Source organism: Celeribacter sp. (assembly GCF_048270365.1).
In the GTDB taxonomy this organism is placed as follows: Bacteria; Pseudomonadota; Alphaproteobacteria; order Rhodobacterales; family Rhodobacteraceae; genus Celeribacter.
On the sequence record NZ_JBLWTA010000007.1, the window covers coordinates 140,618 to 154,050 of the forward strand.

General features: G+C 59.1%; 12 protein-coding genes and 1 other RNA gene. 5 read left to right on the forward strand and 8 right to left on the reverse strand.

Annotated elements, in window-relative coordinates:
* Positions 1 to 3 precede the first annotated feature (3 nt).
* From rsgA to ACN0X0_RS11480, 3 genes are all read right to left on the reverse strand, one after another.
* Positions 4 to 1,047, reverse strand: a complete 1,044-nt coding sequence (rsgA, locus tag ACN0X0_RS11470) for a ribosome small subunit-dependent GTPase A (protein ID WP_417279254.1) — start codon at positions 1,045 to 1,047, stop codon at positions 4 to 6.
* Between the two features lie 157 nt (positions 1,048 to 1,204).
* Positions 1,205 to 1,303: signal recognition particle sRNA small type (gene ffs, locus ACN0X0_RS11475), an RNA gene on the reverse strand.
* A 44-nt stretch (positions 1,304 to 1,347) separates the two neighbouring features.
* Positions 1,348 to 2,253: a LysR substrate-binding domain-containing protein gene (locus ACN0X0_RS11480; RefSeq protein WP_417279255.1), complete on the reverse strand. Its 906-nt coding sequence runs from the start codon at positions 2,251 to 2,253 to the stop codon at positions 1,348 to 1,350.
* 132 nt (positions 2,254 to 2,385) lie between these two features.
* On the opposite strand from ACN0X0_RS11480, the gene ACN0X0_RS11485 reads away from it, so the two are divergent.
* Positions 2,386 to 3,042, forward strand: a complete 657-nt coding sequence (locus ACN0X0_RS11485) for a peroxiredoxin (protein ID WP_417279256.1) — start codon at positions 2,386 to 2,388, stop codon at positions 3,040 to 3,042.
* Positions 3,043 to 3,140: 98 nt separating this feature from the next.
* Here the strand turns inward: ACN0X0_RS11485 and ACN0X0_RS11490 are convergent, their stop codons facing one another.
* The 4 genes from ACN0X0_RS11490 to ACN0X0_RS11505 form a co-directional block, all read right to left on the reverse strand.
* Positions 3,141 to 3,905, reverse strand: coding sequence for an ABC transporter permease (locus ACN0X0_RS11490; RefSeq protein ID WP_417279257.1), 765 nt, complete (start codon positions 3,903 to 3,905; stop codon positions 3,141 to 3,143).
* Entirely contained in the window at positions 3,905 to 4,699 is a 795-nt protein-coding gene (locus ACN0X0_RS11495; protein WP_417279258.1) for an ABC transporter ATP-binding protein, read from the reverse strand. Before ACN0X0_RS11495 ends, ACN0X0_RS11490 begins: the two co-directional genes overlap by 1 nt.
* A gap of 81 nt (positions 4,700 to 4,780) precedes the next feature.
* On the reverse strand, positions 4,781 to 5,788 hold the full coding sequence (locus ACN0X0_RS11500; protein ID WP_417279259.1) for an ABC transporter substrate-binding protein: 1,008 nt from the start codon (positions 5,786 to 5,788) through the stop codon (positions 4,781 to 4,783).
* Between the two features lie 210 nt (positions 5,789 to 5,998).
* Positions 5,999 to 7,975, reverse strand: a complete 1,977-nt coding sequence (locus ACN0X0_RS11505) for a bifunctional 2',3'-cyclic-nucleotide 2'-phosphodiesterase/3'-nucleotidase (RefSeq protein ID WP_417279260.1) — start codon at positions 7,973 to 7,975, stop codon at positions 5,999 to 6,001.
* A 265-nt stretch (positions 7,976 to 8,240) separates the two neighbouring features.
* On the opposite strand from ACN0X0_RS11505, the gene nudC reads away from it, so the two are divergent.
* Together nudC and ACN0X0_RS11515 are read left to right on the forward strand one after the other, a co-directional pair.
* Complete coding sequence (gene nudC, locus ACN0X0_RS11510) at positions 8,241 to 9,188, forward strand: NAD(+) diphosphatase (RefSeq protein ID WP_417279261.1); 948 nt, start codon at positions 8,241 to 8,243, stop codon at positions 9,186 to 9,188.
* A 39-nt stretch (positions 9,189 to 9,227) separates the two neighbouring features.
* On the forward strand, positions 9,228 to 9,701 hold the full coding sequence (locus ACN0X0_RS11515) for an SRPBCC family protein (RefSeq protein ID WP_417279262.1): 474 nt from the start codon (positions 9,228 to 9,230) through the stop codon (positions 9,699 to 9,701).
* A 130-nt stretch (positions 9,702 to 9,831) separates the two neighbouring features.
* Here ACN0X0_RS11515 and ACN0X0_RS11520 read toward each other — a convergent pair whose 3' ends face one another.
* The gene (locus tag ACN0X0_RS11520; protein ID WP_417279263.1) at positions 9,832 to 10,662 is read right to left on the reverse strand and encodes a prephenate dehydratase; all 831 of its coding nucleotides are present in this window, start codon (positions 10,660 to 10,662) and stop codon (positions 9,832 to 9,834) included.
* Positions 10,663 to 10,784: 122 nt separating this feature from the next.
* Here ACN0X0_RS11520 and ACN0X0_RS11525 point away from each other — a divergent pair, with 122 nt between their 5' ends.
* Positions 10,785 to 11,303: a c-type cytochrome gene (locus ACN0X0_RS11525; protein WP_417279264.1), complete on the forward strand. Its 519-nt coding sequence runs from the start codon at positions 10,785 to 10,787 to the stop codon at positions 11,301 to 11,303.
* Positions 11,304 to 11,503: 200 nt separating this feature from the next.
* The gene (locus ACN0X0_RS11530; RefSeq protein ID WP_417279265.1) at positions 11,504 to 13,402 is read left to right on the forward strand and encodes an extracellular solute-binding protein; all 1,899 of its coding nucleotides are present in this window, start codon (positions 11,504 to 11,506) and stop codon (positions 13,400 to 13,402) included.
* Positions 13,403 to 13,433 lie beyond the last annotated feature (31 nt).

Here is a 13,433-nt window from a genome sequence, read left to right on the forward strand (position 1 = left end):
GGCTCACTCGCCACGTCGGGCCTTTTTCGCCTTCATGGTGGTTTTCACCATCTTGGAGAATTTCCGCCCCCGTTCGCGCGCGTCTGCGATGGTCTCGGAGTTTCGCGTGTCCTCGTCCACCAGCTTGCGCCAGCGCTCGACACGGTCCGGATCGAGATCTCCGGCCTCCACCGCGCGGCGCACGGCACAGCCCGGTTCGGTCCGATGTTGGCAATCGGAGAATTTGCACTCTGTGGCGAGGTCAGTGATGTCCTCAAACAGGGTCGCGATGCCCTCGGAGGCGTCATGCAGCGCCAGCTCCCGCATCCCCGGCGTGTCGATCAGCCAGCCCCCGGCGTGCATCCGGTGCATCGAGCGCGCGGTGGTGGTGTGCCGCCCCTTGGCATCGTCTTCGCGGATGTCGCCGACCTCGATGTCTTCGCCAGTGAGGCCGCGCGCGATGGTGGATTTGCCCACACCGGACGAGCCGACCAAAGCAATCGTCTGGCCCGTGCCGCAATAGCTTTCAAGGCGCGCGATGTCCTCGGACGATTTGGCGTTGATCAAGAGGACCTCGGCGCCCTCATAGAGGGCCTTGGCGCGGTCCTCGTAGATGTCTGCGGGTATGTCCTCGGGCTTGTCGGCCTTGGTGATGACGATCACCGGCATGGCCTCTGCCTCAATCGCGATGGCGAGGTAGCGTTCCAGCCGCGCCTCGTTGAAATCGAGGTTGCACGACGTGGTGATAAAGAGCGTGTCGATATTGGCCGCGATCAACTGTGCCTGCGCCGCGAGACCGGCGGCTTTGCGGGATATCACCGTTTTTCGGTCCAACACCCGGATCAGCCGTTCGCCATCGGTGAGGGCAAAATCGCCCACGGCCATATCGGTCGCAACATGATCGCCAGTGAGCGCGATTTCGCGGCGCTCCAACTCGGGCGTGAGCGCCACGACGGACCGGCGGCGTACCTCAGAGAGGCGCACGGGCGTGAGAGATTCGGCTTCGGTGAGATTGAGCTGGCCGTTGAAAAATTGGGACCAGCCGAGGATATTGAGATTAGATGTCATTGGTCTGCCTTGCAAAACGCGAAAGGGCTTCCGCGCCGAACGGGCGGCGGAAGGGAACGGTTTCGGGCAGTCCGATGATGGGAATAGGCCTTAAGCGGCTGCCCGAGGGGCGGTAGCGACAATCATCAATTTCCTCCTCGGCATGCAGTTAAGGTTTAGGTGAGAGGCTGGACAACGACCCAAGCGGGGCTCGTTACGGCTGCTTCCTTCCGGACCTGACCGGGTTGGCGAGGCGCTCGCCCGCGCCAACCTCTCATGGCGTTACATAATGATGACAGTACGGGAAAGCAAGAGGGCGGTTCAACTGCCGAGGCGGGTGCGTTCTTTGCGCAAAAGCCCTGCCAGAAGGTGAAAGTCCGCGCTCCGGGCCGAGCTTTTGCGCCAGGCCAGAACCACCTCGCGCGGTTTGGTGCCGAAAAGCGGCGTCAGGTGGATGTCGGTGTTGCGCGTCACGCCCGCGTCAATCGCCAGCTGTGGCAAAAGCGTGATGCCGAGGCCTTCCTCAACCATGGCGACGAGGGTCGGCAGCGAGGTGGCGGCAAAGGTTTCGTCTTGTTTCGCGTGGCTCTCCGGGAAGGCCGAAAGCGCATGACGTTGCAGACAATGCCCGCGCTCCAAAAGCAAAAGCGTCTCGTCGTCCAAATCCGGCCCACCGATCGGGCGGTCGGACATCAGTCGATGGCCGGGCGCTGTGGCGAGTTGGTAATCGTCCTCGAACAGGCTTTCCATCTCCAGATCGCCGGTCTCAAACGGCAGCGCGATCAGGATCACATCCAGCCGCCCGGCGCGCAGGCCCGCGATCAGGTGTTCGGTCAATTCCTCGCGCATATAGAGCCGCAGGTCGGGATAGTCCTGACGCAAGCGCGGCAAGAGGCGGGGAAAGAGAAAAGGCCCGACCGTCGGAATGGTGCCAAGTTTCAAGGTGCCGCGCAACGTGCCGGATTGGCTTTGTGCCAGCTCGACCATGTCCTGCGCCTCGGCCAGCATCACGCGGGCGCGCGCCGCGATCTCTTCGCCCAGAGGGGTCATCAAAACGCTGCGCTTGGTGCGTTCGGCGATGGGCGCGCCGAGGGTGCCTTCGAGCTCTTTGAGGCCCGTCGAGAGGGTCGATTGCGTGACAAAGCAACGCTCGGCGGCGCGTCCGAAATGCAACTCGTCGGCAAGAGCGGTGAGGAAGCGAAGCTGGCGCAGAGTAGGCAGGATCATTGATCGAATTTCTCAATTACTTTGATCTTTTTTATTCGTTTCAACAATGAATTCGCAAGAGCTATCTCTGTGTCATCGAAAGGGCGGCGACGCCTTGGAGCGAAAAACACATATAAAACAAAGGACAAAGATATGACCGATCACATCGAAACCGCAACTGGCCCGCAACTGAACAAACCTGCCCCGGCGTTTGAGGCGCTGACCACCGATGGCGTCAAAACCCTCGGCGATTACAAGGGCAAATGGCTGATCCTCTTTTCGCACCCGGCCGATTTCACGCCCGTCTGCACCACGGAATTCATCGGTTTCGCGGGTAAGCAAGATGAGTTCAACGCCATGGGGGTAGAGCTCTTGGGCCTGTCCATCGACAGCCACTATTCGCACATCGCCTGGATGCTGAACATCAAGGAAAACTGGGGCGTCGAGATCAAATTCCCGATCATCGCCGACCTCTCGATGAAGGTCGCGAATGCCTACGGCATGATCCAGCCGGGGGCTTCCGACACCGCCGCCGTGCGGGCGACGTTCATCATCGACCCGAACGGTATCCTGCGCGCCATGGTTTACTATCCGATGAACGCGGGCCGTTCCGTGGATGAGATTCACCGCCTTGTGGTGGCGCTGCAAGCGGCCGATGAAAACAAATGCGCGATGCCGGAGAACTGGAAACCGGGCGATGCGGTGATCGTGCCGACCCCGCCGACTGCCGCCGCCGCGCAGGAAAAAATTGCCAATGCGCCGGAGGGGCAGAAGGTCGTGGATTGGTACTTCGCGACGCGTCAGCTCTGAACGTTTCACGCAGAATGAGAAGGGGCGCCAGATCGGCGCCCCTTTTGATCTTATCCCTGTGGGCGTTCCGTACATCACCCCTGTGGGCGTTCCGCACATCATCCCTGTGGGCGTTCCGCCCAACCGGCAAAGATTTTCTCAAGCGCCACCACGATGTAGTAGAGCACGATCCCCAAGAATGCCAAAGCGATCAGCACCGCGAACATCAGCGGGTAATCGGCGTTGATCTTGCCGCTGTCGAACAGGTGCCCGAGGCCCTTGCCGTGCGGCTCGACGATCTCCATCAGGTTGGTGCCGATGAAGGCGAGCGTCACCGCGACCTTCAACGCGCCGAAGAATTCCGGCAGGGTTTTCGGCAGGGCGATCTTCCAGAAAATTGTCCATTTCGATGCCCCGAGAGAGCGAAGAATATCGCGATATTCCGGCTCCAAAGTCGAAAGCCCGATGGAGACCGCAACCGAGATCGGGAAGAAGGAAATCATGAAGGCGATCAGCACGGTGTTCAAATCGTGTTGGCCGATCAGAATGAGCGCGATCACCGGCACAACGGTGGCTTTCGGAATGGCGTTGAAGCCGACCAAAAGCGGATAAAGCGCGTCGCGCATGGTGCGCGAAAAGCCCATGACCATGCCGATCAACGTGCCAAACACGACGGCGACCAAAAGCCCGATGACGGTGCGCCAGAGCGTTTGCCAGCCGTAAATCAGGAAGAGATTCCAATACTTTGTATAGGCCGGGATCAGGTCGGAGGGAGAGGCCATTTTGTAGTTCGGCCATTGGTTCACCCAGACGATGAACTCCCAGAAGGCGAGGAACATGAGGATGGCAATGGTCGGTGTGGCGATTTTCCGAAAGGTTTTCATTATGCCGCCTCCCCATCCGTCGCGCGGCCTTGCGCGATCTCGATCTGGTGGCGCAGGCGGTGCAAAATATCGGTCGCCTCGGGGGTGTAGATCACCTCAAGATCGGTGCGCCCGTCGAGTTTGACGTTCTCCACATGCTGCGTCGTGGCGGGGCGACCCGACAGCACGATGACCTCATCGGCGAGGTAGACGCTTTCGCGCAGATCGTGGGTGATCAGCACGCCGGTGAAGGGCTCTTCGGCACGAAGCGCATGCATCGTTTGCCAAAGGTCTTCGCGGGTAAAGGCATCAAGCGCGCCGAAGGGTTCGTCCATGATCAACACGTCGGGTTTGTGCACGATGGCGCGACACAGAGAGGCCCGCTGACGCATGCCGCCGGACAGCTCAGACGGGCGTTTGTCCTCAAAACCCTCAAGGCCCACAAGCGCCAAAAGTTCGCGCCCACGTTCCTCTTTCTCGCGTTTGCTCATCTTGTTCGGCACAATCTCCAGCGGCAGCAGCACGTTCTGAAGGATCGTCCGCCACTCCAGCATCACCGGGTTCTGAAACGCCATGCCAACGGTCGAGCGCGGAGAGGTGACCTTTTCACCATGCAGCCAAACCTCGCCCTGATCCGGCTTCATCAGCCCGGCGATGAGCTTCGTCAGTGTGGACTTGCCACAGCCGGATGGCCCGACCACGGCGCAGAAATCGCCTTCGGGGACGGAGATGTTGAGGTCGTCGAGAACGGGCAGAGGGCCGTTGTCGGTCTTGTAGGCGTGGGTCACGCCTTTGATATCTATGAGATTTGCCATTTTGTCCGCTCTTTTTTGCCCACATGAAAACGGGCGCGAGCCTCTTTGAGGTCCCGCGCCCGCCAAAGTCTTCGCGGTCGATTACTTCAGCATGCGCGCGTCAGCGGCGGGCAGGTAATCTTCGGTGAAGTAGAGGCTCGCGTCGGGTTCTGCGTTGAACTCGTAGACCATTTTGAGCTGCTCAAGCGAACCTGCAAAGCGCTCCGCGTCGATCCCGCCCATGCCATGTTCGGCGACGTAATCGGTGTAGACATTGCCCTCAAGCGCCAGTTCGAGACGGCGGGTCTCAAGGTCGAGGTCCGAGGCCGGGTTGTACTTGATCATATATTCGACCGAGGCCTTCGGATCGGCCATGGCGTCTTTCCAGCCCATGGTGACGGCGGAGACAAAATCTTTGACCGCGTCCGGGTTCTCGGCGGCGAAATCGGTGTTCACGATCAACACGTTGCCGTAAAGGTTCACGCCGTAATCCGACATCATGATGGTCGAAATGTCATCCTCCGGCACGCCTAAGCGCACGAGGTTCAGGAAGGACGAGAAGTTAAAGCCAGTGACAGCATCGACTTTGCCCTCGGCCAGCATTGGTTCGCGGGTCGGGAAGCCGACGGGCTCGACGGTGATCGCCTCCATGTCGAGATCGTTCTCGGCGGCAAAGATCGGGAATTGCGCCCATGCGCCATCCGGCGGCGGCGCGCCGAGGATTTTGCCTTCGAGGTCTTTCGGGGCTTCGATGCCCAAAGATTTGCGACCGACCACGGCGAATGCGGGCGCGTCATAGATCATCATCATGCCGATGACCGGCGCGCCGGGGTTTTGGTCGAGGAATTTCACGAGGCTGTTGATGTCCGCCATGCCGACCGGAAACGCGCCGGTGGCGACTTTCGGAATGGCGTCGAGCGAGCCCTGACCTGCGGAGATTTCAACGCTCAGATCGGCGTCGGAAAAATAGCCTTTTTCCAGCGCGGTGAAATAGGGGGCCGCGGGGCCCTCGAATTTCCAGTCGAGCGCGAAGGGCATCGCGGTCTCGGCGGTGGCGGCCGTCGCGGTCAGCGCAAAGGCAGCCATGGTGGTGATGGATTTGTAGAGCATGTTTTTCCCCTGAAAAATTCCCTGTGTCATTCCGGCTCAGAATGGCGTGCCATTCGGGCGCCTGCGAGATTGAGGTTCACAATCATGTATACAACCTTAATGCCTGCGTAAAAAAATGGCGGAAAAATTTTATTTGCCCATTTGGTAAACAAAAAGCGGCCACAAGATGCGGCCGCTTTGTCGAAATGCGCGCAATTGGACCAGATCGGCTCAGAGCGTGATGCGGAATTGGGCGAATCCGTCTGTGCCTTCGCCCGCGTCTTCAATGGTCAGGCCTTTGAGGTCAGAGAGATGCGTGCGCGCCGCAGGTCCGGTTTGGAACAACACGGTGGTGTCGCCCAGAGGCGCCAGCGACCAGTTGTTGTCAGCGGTCGGATTGACGGTGCCTTGCTCGACGATATAGCGCACGATAATGTCGCGGTTGGTGTCGGGGCCTTCGAAAATCACCGTGGAGCCATCGGCGCCGGGGAAGGTGCCACCACCGCCCGCGCGGTAGTTGTTGGTGGCGACGATAAACTCCATGTCATCGGTCACGGGCGCGCCATCGACTGTCAGATTGACGATCCGCGAGGCGTCCGAGTTCAGCGGCTCGCCGTTGGCATCGAACCGCGAAGGCTGTGAAATGTCGATCTGATAGTCCACCCCTTCGATCACGTCGAAATTGTAGGAGGCGAAATCGGGGTTCAGGAGAACCGCGTCCTTCGCGCCTTTTTCGACCTGATTGAACATGCCTGCGGAGCGTTCTAGCCAGCCCTTGAGCTGAGCCCCATTGATGCGTACGGCACGGATTGTATTCGGGTAGAGGTAGAGATCGGCGACGTTTTTGATCGCCACATCCCCCGGCGCCACATCGGTGTAATATTCCGGGCCGCCACGGCCCCCGGCCTTAAAGGGCGCGGCGGCGGAGAGGATCGGCAGGCCTTCGTGGTCTGTGCCTTTCATCATCTCGCCGATGTACCAAAGCTGGGCGTTGGAGACGATCTGCACCGAGGGATCATCGGCGACGAGGGCGAAATAGGAGTGCAGCGGCGCATTGGTTTTGCCAACGGCGCGGCGCACATAGGCCAGCGTTTGGTCGTGAATGTCCTGCACGGAGGCCAGAACCGGCTCAACACTTTCCACCAGCGGCGTGATCGAGCGATCTTCTTCGCGGCGCGAGATCGGACGGGTCTCGACTGCGCTGGTCACCACGCGCCAGGCTCCGCCTTCATATTCCAAAAGCAAATCCATGACGCCCAGATGCGAGCCCCAATAGCCGCCCATCACGGCGGGTTTGCCGTGGATCAGACCCTTTTGGCTGTCGACGGCGGCGTAGCCATCATAGGTCGGAGAGGGGAAAACGAGGTGCGAGTGGCCGGTCAAAAGTGCATCCACGCCGTCGATTTCCGCGAGTGGCACGGAGGCGTTTTCCATGCCCTCGGTATGCTCAGCAGAGCCAATGCCAGAGTGGTTCAGCGCGATGATAAGATCGGCGCCTTTTTCTTTCATCTCAGGCACATAGGCGCGGGCGGTCTCGACGATATCGCGGGCGTTCACATTGCCTTCGAGGTTCTTGCGATCCCACATCATGATCTGCGGCGGCACGAAACCAATGAGACCGATCTTGATCTTATGTGTTTCGCCCGCACCGTCGGTGATCTCGCGATCGAGGATCACATAGGGCGGCAAAAGCGTGACGTCTTCGCGGGGCGTGGCGCCCATTTCCTTGACGACGTTGGCGGAAATCACCGGGTAATTCGCGCCCGCCAGCGCCTTCATCAGAAAATCAATGCCGTAGTTGAATTCGTGGTTGCCCAAGGTCGACGCGTCAAAGCCCAGCGTGTTCATCGCGGTGATGACCGGGTGCATGTCACCCTCTTTCATCCCACGCTCATAGGCGATGAAGTCGCCCATCGGATTGCCCTGCAAAAAATCGCCATTGTCCAAAAGCATCGCATTGGTCGCCTCATGACGGATGTCATTGATATGCGCGGCGGTGCGGGCGAGGCCCACCGTGTCTACAGGCTTGTCGGCGTAATAGTCATAGGGAAACACATGAACATGCAGGTCCGTGGTTTCCATAATCCGCAAATGGGCCTGGTTGGCGCTGGCGCGGGCCGAAAAGGGATGAAGAGCAATCAAAGCAGTTCCTGCGATTGTGCCGGACAGAAAACCCCGGCGATTTATGTGTTTTTTCAGATGGTTCATCTGGCTACTCCATGTCTTGAAACGGGGCCTGAGTCTGAGGGTGATGCGACCATCTTTCCGCCACAAGACAAAGATGTGACGTTTACGAATTTACCATTAGAAAACAGTCAGGCAATCCATTTTGGGTTGCCATTTGGGCAAAGTGCACAACCTTGGATTGTATTATTGTTATTTGTCGTAAATTGGCAACAGAGAATCTGCGTCGCGATTGCCGCAATGTCGGGGTGTCTTGGTTCTGACAGGCAACCGGGCGTAAGCCAATCACATGAAACAGGATTTGGTGCCGCTTGCTGGCGGAGAATTGAACAGAGCTGCGCATCTGAGGGCCAAGGCCGAGGTGATGCGGGGACAGGTGGATGCGCTTGTGATGCCGATCTGGCGCGGGCATGTGCCGACGGATGCGGAGGGCGCCTTGGCGCTGCTCAGTGCCGCGCGCGTCGATGCGGCTGAGGCGCAGGAGCTTTTCCTAGGCCTTCTGCCCGGCGGTCAGCCGGTTTTTGCCCGCGATGTCAGTGCGTTCGAGCCACTGGTCGCAGATGACGATGCCGCGCACCCCTCGCCGTGGTCGAGCGCAAGCCTGGTGTTTGCGGAATTGGACGGACTGACATTCCGCGATCTGCGGGCGGTGATGACCACGCTCACACCACTTGAGGCGGAGATGGCAGGCACGGCGCGGGGGCTGTTCGAATGGCATCGCAGCCACGGATTTTGCGCGGCCTGTGGCGCCAAAACGGAAATGTCTCAGGCCGGCTGGCAGAGGGAATGCCCTGCCTGCGGGGCCTCGCATTTTCCGCGCACCGATCCGGTCGTGATCATGCTGGTGACCCGTGGCAATGCCGTTTTGTTGGGTCGCAACGAAAATTGGCCGGAGCGGATGTATTCCCTGCTTGCGGGCTTCGTCGAACCGGGGGAACCCATCGAGGCGGCCGTGCGACGCGAGGTTTTTGAGGAGGCGGGCGTGCGTGTCGGCAAGGTTTCTTACGTCACCAGCCAGCCCTGGCCCTTCCCGGCGTCCCTGATGCTGGGCTGTCGGGCGGAGGCGGAGAGCACGGAGATCATCATCGACCCGGTCGAGATCGAAGACGCCCGCTGGGTGCGGCGCGAAGAGCTGGCTCTGGCGATGGCCGGACAGCACCCGGAGATTTCCCCCGCAAGAAAAGGCGCCATCGCGCAGGTTCTGATGGCCAAGTGGCTTGCGGATGATTGGGAATAACGGAATAACCTATCTGCGGAAGGTAACAGGTGAGCAGGCATGAAATTCTCGACGCGTCAGGACATTGAAGCCCCGGCAGAGTTCGTTTTCGAACATTTCACGGATTTCGAAGGGCTCGAACGTCAGGCCATGCGTCGTGGGATCGAGGTGGCGCGCAAGTCGACGCACCAGCCGCGCGATGTCGGGGCGGGCTGGATGCTCAAAGTGCCGTTTCGGGGCAAGATTCGCGACCTCGATGCCGAGATCGTCGAATGCGACGCGCCGAACACGCTGGCCGCGACGGCGGTCTCCGGCGGGTTGAACATGGAGATCAAGTCCGAGCTTGTGCCCCTGTCGCCGCAGCGCACACGGGTGACCATCGGCTATGAGGTGCGGCCCAAGACGTTGTCCGCACGCATCCTCGTGCAATCGGTGAAATTTGCGAAAGCGACCCTGCAGAAACGCTTTGAGAAGCGGGTCAAGAAATACTGCGAACACCTGTCTGAGCAATATCAGGGCGCGCCGAAGCGCTAAAGCGTTTCTCAAAAACCTTAAGGCACTCAATTTTTGAGAAACGCAGCAATATTAATTCAGCGTGGCAACGTTTTTCGCTCAATCTGATTCAGATTAAACGAAAGCCGCTTTAACCCTGTTTGCAGGCATCTCAGGTCCGGCGCGGGTCGGCCGGGTAGACGCCGAGAATTTCGACCATTTCGGTGAAATACCGCAGTTCATCCAGCGCGAGGCGGACATTATCGTCCTCCGGGTGGCCTTCGATGTCGGCGTAGAATTGCGTCGCGGTGAAGACGCCGTCGACCATGTAGCTTTCGAGTTTGGTCATGTTGACGCCATTGGTCGCGAATCCACCCATCGCCTTATAGAGCGCGGCAGGGATGTTGCGGACGCGGAACATGAAGGCGGTGACCATCTTCTCGGCGCGGCGCTCATAATTCGGCTCGCGGGCCATGATCAGGAAGCGCGTGGTGTTGAGTTTGTGGTCTTCGATATGACGGGCCAGTACGTCGAGGCCGAAAATCTCGCCGGCAAGCTCGGAGGCAAAAGCACCGATCGCGGGATTGCCTTCTTCCTTGACCGACCGCGCGGCGGCGGCATTGTCGGACCAGTTGACGGTGGTGATGCCATGTTCGCGGATAAAGCCACGGGCCTGTCCCAAAAGGACGGACATGGCGCGGGCGGTTTTGATGTCGGAAATTTTCGTACCGGGCAGGCCCAAAAGGTTCACATGCACCCGCACGAAGGTCTCGTCGATGATATGCAGACCGGAGTCGGGCAAAAGATGATAGACGTCTTGCACCCGGCCATAGGTCGAATTTTCGACCGCGATCATGCCGAGATCGGCGGCACCGGAGCGCACGGCCTCCATCGCGTCCTCAAAGGTCGGGCAGGGCAAGGGGTCGTAATCGGGACGGGCATCGGCGCAGGCTTGATGCGAATAAGAGCCGGGTTCCCCCTGAAATGCGATGCGAGCGGCCATTTTTATCCCTTTTCCTGCGTTTGATCTGCGCTAACTTGTCCGGGTTTCGGTCTTATACCTTGAAATGAATCATGGGAAGCGGGTAGATATCGCGCGACGAACCTATAGGAACGGAACGCAATATGTTCAACACTATGACCCTTACCAAGATCGTGGGCGGCGTATGCGGCACATTCTTGATCTTCCTTCTCGGCAACTGGGCCGCCACTTCCATCTATGCCATGGACGCCACCGGACATGACGGTGAACAGGTTCAGGCCTATGTTATTGCCACCGGCGATGACGATGCTGCGGAAGAAGAAGCGGTCGAAGTGAGCTTTGACGAACTTTTGGCCTCTGCCGATGCGGCCAAGGGCGAGAAAGTCTTTGGCAAATGCAAAGCCTGTCACAAGATTGACGGTTCGAACGGCACGGGGCCGCACCTCGATGGCGTGTTCGGGCGTGCGCTGGCCTCTGTTGGCGACTTTTCCTACTCGGACGCGATGGCGACCCATGGCGGCGTTTGGGATGCTGAGGCTCTGAACGCCTATCTGGAAAGCCCGAAAGACGCCGTGCCGGGCAACAAGATGTCCTTTGCCGGTCTGAAAAAGGTCGAAGATCGCGCCAATATCGTGGCCTATCTTCAGTCGATCTCTGGCTAAACGGCGCGATCCGCGCATCGCGTGCAGATTATGAGACCCCCGCTGGCCGCACCAGCGGGGGTTTTGTTTTGTGCAGAGCTTGGGATCGGCGCCTCCGATCACGTAAATTCGAGCGCATGTAACTTGCATCCCGGTGGTCCGGCACATTACCGTCTGTTGCAAGACCCCTGACGTCCTCAACGCCTCCCGGAGACCTGAATATGATCCAACGCCCCTTCGCCCGCGTCTTTCCTCTCATGGCAACGCTCGGCTTTATGTCCGGGGCGGCCTTGGCCCAGGAGGCTCAGAACGTTGCGGACGGCGATGGGGCGAACAAGATCATCACCTCGACCTGGTACTCAGACTGGGACGAGGCGAAATATGACGAGCCCTTCGATCATCTCGATTACGTCAACCCGGAGGCCCCGAAAGGGGGCGAGATCATCCTTGGCAACGTGGGCACATTTGACAGTCTGAACCCCTTTTCCACACTGTCCGGCACGCCCGCGCTCCTGTCGTCTTCGATGTATGAGCGCCTGATGAGCGGGACGGCGGATGAATATAAATCGGCCAGCTATTGTGTGCTGTGCGAGACCATCGAATATCCGGAGAGCAAGGATTGGGTGATTTTCCACCTGCGTGACGATGTGACCTTTTCCGACGGCACGCCGATGACCGCCGAGGATGTGGTCTACACCCATAATAAATTCATTGCCGAGGGCACGCCGTCCTGGCGCGCGGGTGTGTCCGCGATGATCGAAAAGGTCGAAGCGCTCGATGAACACACCGTCAAGTTCACCTTTCAACCGGACATTCCGCGCAGCGGGTTGATCGGTCAGGCGGGCGCGACGCTGGTGATGAAAAAGGCGTGGTTCGAGGAAACCGGCCACCGCCTCGATGAGAAACGCTATGAGACCTCGCCGGGCACCGGGCCATATATGTTGACCGCCTATGACCCCGGCCAATGGGTCGAATACACCCGCAATCCCGAATATTGGGGGGCGGAGCATCCGTTCAACGTCGGGCGCAACAACCTCGACACCATTCGCGTGACTTATTTCGGCGATACCATCGCGGCGTTTGAGGCCTTCAAAGCCGGTGACATCACCTTCCGCCAGGAATTCTCCTCGCTGGTCTGGGCGACGAATTACGATTTTCCGGCGCTTGAGAATGGCTGGGTGAAAAAGGAAACCCTGCATAACGGCAGCATTCCCGGCGCCACCGGGTTCCTGTTCAACTTGCGGCGCGAGAAGTTGCAGGACCGCAATGTGCGTTTGGCGCTAGGGCTGATGTATAACTTCACCTGGACCAACGAGACGCTGCAATACGGGCTGTTTTCCCAGCGCGAAAGCTTTTGGCAAACGCCGGAGCTGATGGCGACCGGCCTGCCGGAGGGTAAAGAACTTGCGGTGCTCGAAGGTGTCAAAGACGATCTGCCCGAGGCGATTTTTACCGAAGAGGCGTTTTTGCCGCACAGCTCCGGCGACCGCTCTTTGGATCGTCGCAATATGCGTCAGGCCACGGCTTTGCTGGCCGAGGCGGGTTACACCCCCGGCGACGATGGCAAGATGCGCAACGCTTCGGGCGAGGTCCTGTCGCTTGAAATCCTGCATTACAGCCCGTCCTGGGACCGCATCATCAAACCCTATGTCGAAAACCTGACCGCGCTGGGCGTGGATGCACGCTACAACCGGATCGACCCGAACCAATATCAGGCGCGCAAGCAAAGCTTTGACTACGACATGATCTTCGACGGCTATTCCAATGGCTTCGAAGAAGGCGCCGGGTTCTTGCAAAAGTACGGCTGTGAGGAAGTGGACGATATTTTCAACCCGGCGGGCTATTGCAACCCGGCGATTGAAACGATCGGCAAGGAAATCCTGAACGCCGAGACCTATGACGACATGGCGGCGATGGTCAAAGCCGCTGACCGGATCATGCGCTACGACTATTTCATCGTGCCTGCGCATATGAACGACAGCTATTGGGTCGCTTATTACGACATGTATGAGCACCCCGATGAGGACACGATGCCGCCGCTCGATCTGGGCTATCTGGATTTCTGGTGGGTGAATGCCGACCGCGAAGCGGAATTGCGTGCGGCAGGCGCGTTGAAGTAAAGACGCTGAGAAAACAATAAAGAGCAGGACG

Coding starts and splice junctions, on each gene's coding strand:
- rsgA (WP_417279254.1), bottom strand. CDS start 1,047: ATGACATCTAATCTCAATATCCTCGGCTGGTCCCAATTTTTCAACGGC.
- ACN0X0_RS11480 (WP_417279255.1), bottom strand. CDS start 2,253: ATGATCCTGCCTACTCTGCGCCAGCTTCGCTTCCTCACCGCTCTTGCC.
- ACN0X0_RS11485 (WP_417279256.1), top strand. CDS start 2,386: ATGACCGATCACATCGAAACCGCAACTGGCCCGCAACTGAACAAACCT.
- ACN0X0_RS11490 (WP_417279257.1), bottom strand. CDS start 3,905: ATGAAAACCTTTCGGAAAATCGCCACACCGACCATTGCCATCCTCATG.
- ACN0X0_RS11495 (WP_417279258.1), bottom strand. CDS start 4,699: ATGGCAAATCTCATAGATATCAAAGGCGTGACCCACGCCTACAAGACC.
- ACN0X0_RS11500 (WP_417279259.1), bottom strand. CDS start 5,788: ATGCTCTACAAATCCATCACCACCATGGCTGCCTTTGCGCTGACCGCG.
- ACN0X0_RS11505 (WP_417279260.1), bottom strand. CDS start 7,975: ATGAACCATCTGAAAAAACACATAAATCGCCGGGGTTTTCTGTCCGGC.
- nudC (WP_417279261.1), top strand. CDS start 8,241: ATGAAACAGGATTTGGTGCCGCTTGCTGGCGGAGAATTGAACAGAGCT.
- ACN0X0_RS11515 (WP_417279262.1), top strand. CDS start 9,228: ATGAAATTCTCGACGCGTCAGGACATTGAAGCCCCGGCAGAGTTCGTT.
- ACN0X0_RS11520 (WP_417279263.1), bottom strand. CDS start 10,662: ATGGCCGCTCGCATCGCATTTCAGGGGGAACCCGGCTCTTATTCGCAT.
- ACN0X0_RS11525 (WP_417279264.1), top strand. CDS start 10,785: ATGTTCAACACTATGACCCTTACCAAGATCGTGGGCGGCGTATGCGGC.
- ACN0X0_RS11530 (WP_417279265.1), top strand. CDS start 11,504: ATGATCCAACGCCCCTTCGCCCGCGTCTTTCCTCTCATGGCAACGCTC.